The sequence below is a fragment of the Roseateles sp. P1_C6 genome (genome assembly GCF_056406315.1).
Genome location: NZ_JBFUAK010000026.1, coordinates 1 through 6,630, shown reverse-complemented (window position 1 = coordinate 6,630; position 6,630 = coordinate 1). Strand labels below are relative to the sequence as shown.

Here is a 6,630-nt window from a genome sequence, read left to right as displayed (position 1 = left end):
CTACCCACATACTGTTCGCTTCGCGTTCAGTCGTCAGCAGCAAAGAGGCGAGATTTTGATCTGCTTTCGCAGTGTCGTCAAGTACTTTTGAAAAATTCTTTCGAACCCCTCAGCACCCAACGAACTCTCCAGCTCGCCCCGAGCTCTTCAGCTCAGCCTCACCAACTCCTCAACACCCCGCTTGCCGTTGCCGGTTTGCGTTGCGCTTTGTCATCAGCGAAGCCCACGACTGTAGCACAGGAATTTCAGGCCGCGCAACTCCAGCTGCGAAGTTCGCAAAAGAGTTGCGGGACTCTCGCGTCGTGGCGCTGTGTGGGCATCGACTCAAGGTGAGCCGCCGCTTCCCCGCCTGCTTCCCTGCTTTCCTGCTTCCCTGGCTTGCGCCAGCTAGAAGCCGGCCACAAACAACAAAGGCGCCTCGCGGCGCCCTTGCATTGACTGTCTGCAGTGAGTCAGGCTTCTTCCTGGAACGCTTCCTCGCGCTTGTTCTTTATAGAGGGCAGCATGACCACCACGATCATCAGCGCCGCGGCGATCAACAGGCCGGCGGACAGCGGACGCGTCAGGAAGGTACTCCAGTCCCCACGCGCCAGCAGCAGCGCACGGCGCAGGTTCTCTTCCATCATCGGGCCCAGGATGAAGCCCAGCAGCAGCGGCGCCGGCTCGCAGCTCAGCTTGTAGAAGATATAGCCCAGCAGCGCGAAACCGGCGGTCAGGTAAACGTCGAAGCTGTTGTTGTTCAGCGAGTAGGTGCCGATGCAGCAGAAGACGACGATGGCCGGGAACAGGAAGCGGTAGGGCACCGTCAGCAACTTGATCCAGATGCCGATCAGCGGCAGGTTCAGCACGATGAGCATCAGGTTACCCAGCCACATCGATGCAATCAGGCCCCAGAACAGCTCGGGGTTGCTGGTCATGACCTGCGGGCCGGGCTGTATGCCCTTGATGGTCATCGCGCCGACCATCAGCGCCATCACGGCGTTGGGCGGGATGCCCAGCGTCAACATCGGGATGAAGCTGGTCTGCGCGCCGGCGTTGTTGGCACTCTCCGGGCCGGCCACGCCCTGGATGGCGCCCTTGCCGAAGGGCACGCGCGGGTTGCGCACGACCTTCTTCTCCAGCGTGTAGGAGGCGAACGAGGCCAGCAGCGCGCCGCCGCCGGGCAGCACGCCCAGGATGGACCCCAAGGCCGTGCCGCGCAGCACCGAGGGCCAGGCGTCCTGGAAGTCCTGCCGCGTGGGCCACAACCCCTTGACCTCCTTCGTGAAGACCTCGCGGTGCTCCTCGGGCTGGCCCAGGTTGGCAATGATCTCGCCGAAGCCGAACACACCCATCGCGATGACGACAAAGCCGATGCCGTCGGTCAGCTCGGGGATATCGAAAGAGAAGCGTGCCGTGCCGGTGATGACGTCGGTGTTGATCTGGCCCAGCAACAGGCCCAGCACGATCATGGAGATGGCCTTGATCAACGAACCCGAGGCCAGCACGACGGCCCCGACCAGGCCCAGCACCATCAGCGAGAAGTACTCGGCGGAACCGAACTTGAAGGCCAGCTCGGTCAGCGGCGGCGCGAAGGCCGCAATGATGATGGTGCCAACACAACCCGCGAAGAAGCTGCCCAGGCCGGCGGCGGCGAGGGCCGCGCCAGCGCGGCCGCGGCGGGCCATCTGGTAGCCGTCGATGGCCGTCACGACGGAGCTGGATTCACCGGGCACGTTGATCAGGATGGCCGTCGTCGAGCCGCCGTACTGTGCGCCGTAGTAGATGCCGGCCAGCATGATGAGGGCGGGCGTCGCGTCCAGCGTGTAGATGGACGGCAGCAGCATCGCGATGGTTGCGACCGGGCCCAGGCCCGGCAGCACGCCGATCAGCGTGCCCAGCACCGTGCCAAAAAAGGCGTAGAGCAGGTTCTGGAGCGACAGCGCCGTCTGGAACCCCAGGGCGAGGTTGTTCAGCAAGTCCATGATGGGGCCCTCAGCCGTTCAGGTAGATGGGCCAGAGCGGGATGGTCAGCTTCAGGCCCACGATGAAAAGAGCCCAGCTGCCGACCGTCAGCACGACGCTGCTGATCAACACATCACGCCAGTGGAACTCGCGACTGGCCAGCGCCGACAGCGTGATGAGCAGCGGCAGCGTGCAGGCCAGGCCCAGGCGCGGCAGCGCCAGGCCGAACACCGCGATGGCGGCAACGATGACCACCAGTGGCCGCCAGGCGATGGCGCCGATGGGGTCGCCGCCTTCGGACTCCAGCGTCAGCGCCTTGAACAGCACCAGCGCGCCGAGCAAGGCCAGCAGGATGCCGAGGCCGAAAGGGAAATAGCCGGGACCTGGTCGGGCCGATGTGCCGAAGGAGTAGTCACTCGCCCCCCACGCAAACGTCACGCCCAACACCAGGAACATCAGCCCGGACCAGAAGTCCCGCTGGCTTTTGATCTTCATTGCTTGTCGCCTCCGGCGCACCCGCGGGCACGCATATGTTGGCGGCGATTCTGTCAGTCAGAGCGCATGGCCCCGACTGTGGATTACACGTAAGGCGCTCAGCCCTCCCACCCCGGCGTGCTTCGCAACACTTCTTCCACCGTGGTCACACCTTCGGCCACCTTCATGGCGCCGGCCAGCCGCAGCGGCCGCAGCCCTTCCTGGACGGCCTGACGGCGCAGCGCGGTGAGGTCGCCGAGGGACGTCTTGACACCCTCCGTCACGGTCAGCAACTCATACAGGCCCGCGCGACCACGGAAGCCCGTGTTGCGGCACTCCAGGCAACCCACCGGCTTGTAGGGTTTGACGCCACCGCCCAGACGCCAGTGGCGCACCAGGTCGTTGAGACTCTCGCGCGTGACGAGTGGGTCGGGTTGCTTGCAGTGCGGGCACAACGTGCGCACCAGCCGCTGCGCCAGCACGCCGATGACGGTGGCGCTGATCAGATAGCTGGGCACGCCCAGGTCCATCAGCCGCGTGATGGCCGACACCGAGTCGTTGGTGTGCAGCGTGCTGAAGACGAGGTGACCGGTCAGCGCGGCCTGGATGGCCATCTCGGCCGTCTCCAGGTCGCGGATCTCGCCGACCATGATGATGTCCGGGTCCTGGCGCATCAGCGCGCGCAGGCCTTCGGCGAAACCGAAGTCCAGCACGTTCTGCACCTGGGTCTGATTGAAGGCCGGCTCGATCATTTCGATCGGGTCTTCGATCGTCGTGACGTTGACCTCGTCGGTGGCCAGGCGCTTCAGCGTCGAATACAGCGTGGTGGTCTTGCCGCTGCCGGTCGGGCCGGTCACGAGGATGATGCCGTGCGGCTGCTTGACCAGCCCTTCCCAGCGGTCTGAGTCGTGCTGGCCAAAGCCCAGCGACGACAAGTCCTTCACGGCCGTCTCGGGGTCGAAGATGCGCATGACCATCTTCTCGCCGAAGGCCGTGGGCAGCGTCGACAGGCGCATTTCGACTTCGTCGCCACCGGGGTTGCGCGTCTTGATGCGGCCGTCCAGCGGGCGGCGCTTCTCGACAACGTCCATGCGGCCCAGCAGCTTGATGCGCGAGGTCATCGCCGCCATCACGGTGGGCGGCAGCTGGTAGACCGTGTGCAGCACGCCGTCGATGCGGAAACGGATGACGCCCATCTCGCGGCGCGGCTCCAGGTGGATGTCCGACGCGCGCTGGTCGAAGGCGTACTGCCACAGCCAGTCGACGACCTGCACGACGCCCTGGTCGTTGGCATCCAGCTGCTTGGTCGTGCGGCCCAGTTCGACCAACTGCTCGAAGCTGGCCACCTGGCTCTGCTCGCCGGCCTTGGCAGCCTGGCGCACCGAGCGCGCCAGCGTGAAGAACTCGGTCGTGTAGCGCGCGATGTCCAGCGGGTTGGCGATGACCAGCTTGATGGGCTTGCGCACGTGCGACTCGATCTGCGCGACCCAGCCGGTGTCAAAGGGCTCGGACGTCGCAATGGTCACGTCGTTGACGCCGAATTGCACCGGCAGGCAACGCTTGGCCTCGGCATAGCCGATGGACATCACGTCGCCGACGCGGCCCACGTCGACCTTCAGCGGGTCGATGCGCAGATAAGGCAGCTTGGCGCGCACGGCCAGCCATTCGGACAGCGCATCCACGTCCATGGACTTGCCGGTGGCCAGCCGCACGAGGTTGGCGTGGCCCAGGCGCACCAGCGGGTGCAGCGCGCTGTCGCCGGCCGCGAAGCGCGTCTCGGTGCGCTGCACCTGGGTCTCGTCGATGAGGCCGTCTTCCAGCAACCAGTGCAGCAGCGTGCGCCACTCCAGGCGGCCGTCGGTCTTGGTGGTGGGAGCGGGAGCCAAGGGCTTGGGCTTGGTCGTCATCGAGGATGGACTCAGAGTGCGTTGAGGATGCTCATCGGCAGCGGCCGCACCAACCTGAGCCATTTGCGGGCCGGCAGCTTGAAGCGCGATTCAATATTAGCCGCGCGCTGCTCCAGCACGTCACGGTGCGGCACCTGCACGCCGCGCGCCGCGACGACGATGGTGTTGCCCTCCTGCGTCGGCGCCAGGCTCCAGACCTGGTCGGACCCGAAGGCCCTGGCGATGCGCAGCGCACTGCGCGCGAAGCTGGCGCTGCGGCCGAACAGGTTGACCGTCATCAGCCCGCCGTCGGCCAGCACGCCGCGGCAGGCGGCGTAGAAGGCCTCATCGTCCAGCACCGGCGACGCGGCGTCGTGGTCGTAGAGGTCCACGTTCAGCACATCGACCGTCTGCAGGTTCGCGTCGTCGTTCACCCAGCGCGCCGCGTCGTCGTTGACGACATCCAGCCGCGCGTCGTTGGTGGGCAGGCGGAACCACTGCCGGCAGGCCGCGATGACCTGGGGGTTGATCTCCACCGCCGTCGTGCGCAGCTTCAGCTGGCCATGGCAGAAGCGCGTCAACGCCGCCGCGCCCAGGCCCAGTTGCACCGCGTGACCCGCGCCCAGCGCGGCCGGGTCGCGCCACAGCATCCAGGCGCACATGCGCTGGATGTATTCCAGCTCGAGCTGGTCGGGCTTGCGGATGCGCATCGCCCCCTGCACCCAGATCGAGTCCAGGTGCAGGAAGCGCACCCCGTCGAACTCGCTCAGCGTCGCCGGGCCCCAGGTTTGCGGTTTGGCTTTCATTGCTTGGCCACCCAGTCGCGCACGTCGGCCAGCATCGCGTCCAGCCGCTTGCGGTCCAGCAGGCGGCCCTGCGTCACGACGGCGTCGATCTGCCTCGTCGCGGCGATGTCTGCCAGCGGGTTGGCGCGCAACACGACGATGTCGGCCACCTTGCCTTCGGCCAGCGCGCCGTAGCCTTGCTTGCCGAGAAAGCGCGGGCCGGCCACGACGGCCGAGCGCAGCGCCTGCGCCGGTGTCAGCCCCGAGCGCACATAGACCGCCATCTCGTCATGCAGTGCCTGGCCGGGATAGTCGAAGGAGTTCAGGAAGCCGGCGTCCGTGCCCGCGACGATCTCGACACCGGACTCGGCCAGCAGCGGCAGCAGCCGCGCGGTCTTTTCGTAGCTGGCATGTCGGTAGGCGATGGCGTCCGGCCCGTCCAGCGCCGCGCGCTTGACGCGCCAGTCATAGGTCTGGCGCAGCTGCGGGCCGATGTACTTCAGGTAGTCGTCATTCGCGTGGTCGTCCTGGTCCAGGTAGGCCGTGATGCGGATGACCGACAGCGTCGGCACGACGGCTGTGCCGCGAGCGGCCAGGCGCTTGAACGCGGCGCGGGCCGTCGCCTCGTCGTAGCTGGCCAAGCTCTGCTCGGCGGCCGAGCGAGCGGTGATCGTGCCGGCCACCACCTGGGCCGTCAGCTCGGCCTCGCGCGGCGTGGCGGCGCGCAGCAGGTAGTTCAGATGCTCCAGCGCGCCCAGGCCGGCCTCGCTCGCCTGGTCCAGCGTCACCTGGCCGTGCAGGTGGGCTGAGCTGGGCAGGCCGCGCGCCTTGGCCTGGCGCAGCGCATCCAGGTAGACGTCTGCGCGCATCGTGTTCTCGGTGATCTTGACGAAGTCGGCCTTGGCGGCAGTCAGCCGGTCCAGTGCCTGCGTGACCTCCTCGGGCGTGCCGACCTCCTGCGTGCCCTTCCACAGCGGCTTGTAGCCCTCCAGCTTGGCGCCGGACGCAAAGATGGTCGGGCCCAGCAACCTTTGCGCGGCGATGTCGTCGCGCCACTGCAGCACCGTGTCGCTGAGGTCACCGGCGCAGTCGCGCACGGTCGTGATGCCGTGCGCCAGGTAAAGCGGCAGCAGCTGGCGGTTCTCGGCAATCAACGCCTCGCCGCCGCCGAAGTGCACATGGCTGTCCCACAGCCCGGGGATCAGGTAGCGCCCCTTGAGGCTCAGCGTCTTGCTGGCCTTGTACTGGCCCAGGTTCTTCGTCGGCACCACCGCGACGATGCGATCGCCGCGCGTGACGACGGCCTGGCCCGGCACAAGGCGGCCGGCGGCCACGTCGACCAGCGTCGCGTCGCGCAGGATCAGGTCGGCCGCGATGGGCGGGGCGGCGGTGGCATGCAGTGCGCAGGTGGCCAGCGCCGCCAGCAGGACTCTCTTCATCGATGCTCTCTGCCCGGCCTCAGCGCCGGGGTCAGGCATCCTAGGGCCTGTTCACGCTACGGCAACGAGCCGCGAAGGCCGGCAGCCAGCGGCCAATCAAGG

The 6,630-nt window shown here is 67.1% G+C and carries 5 protein-coding genes; all 5 read right to left on the bottom strand.

Going from position 1 to position 6,630, the window contains the following annotated elements; translation table 11 throughout:
• Window positions 1-452 precede the first annotated feature (452 nt).
• Complete coding sequence (locus AC1D29_RS29470) at window positions 453-1,964, bottom strand: tripartite tricarboxylate transporter permease (RefSeq protein WP_477904316.1); 1,512 nt, start codon at window positions 1,962-1,964, stop codon at window positions 453-455.
• Between the two features lie 10 nt (window positions 1,965-1,974).
• On the bottom strand, window positions 1,975-2,439 hold the full coding sequence (locus AC1D29_RS29465; protein WP_477904314.1) for a tripartite tricarboxylate transporter TctB family protein: 465 nt from the start codon (window positions 2,437-2,439) through the stop codon (window positions 1,975-1,977).
• A 98-nt stretch (window positions 2,440-2,537) separates the two neighbouring features.
• Window positions 2,538-4,325, bottom strand: a complete 1,788-nt coding sequence (gene tfpB / locus AC1D29_RS29460) for a type IV pilus assembly ATPase TfpB (RefSeq protein ID WP_477904312.1) — start codon at window positions 4,323-4,325, stop codon at window positions 2,538-2,540.
• Between the two features lie 11 nt (window positions 4,326-4,336).
• Entirely contained in the window at window positions 4,337-5,110 is a 774-nt protein-coding gene (locus AC1D29_RS29455; RefSeq protein WP_477904310.1) for a spermine/spermidine synthase domain-containing protein, read from the bottom strand.
• Window positions 5,107-6,528 carry an amidohydrolase family protein gene (locus tag AC1D29_RS29450; protein WP_477904308.1) on the bottom strand — a complete coding sequence of 474 codons (1,422 nt, stop codon included), beginning with the start codon at window positions 6,526-6,528 and terminating at the stop codon, window positions 5,107-5,109. Before AC1D29_RS29450 ends, AC1D29_RS29455 begins: the two co-directional genes overlap by 4 nt.
• Window positions 6,529-6,630 lie beyond the last annotated feature (102 nt).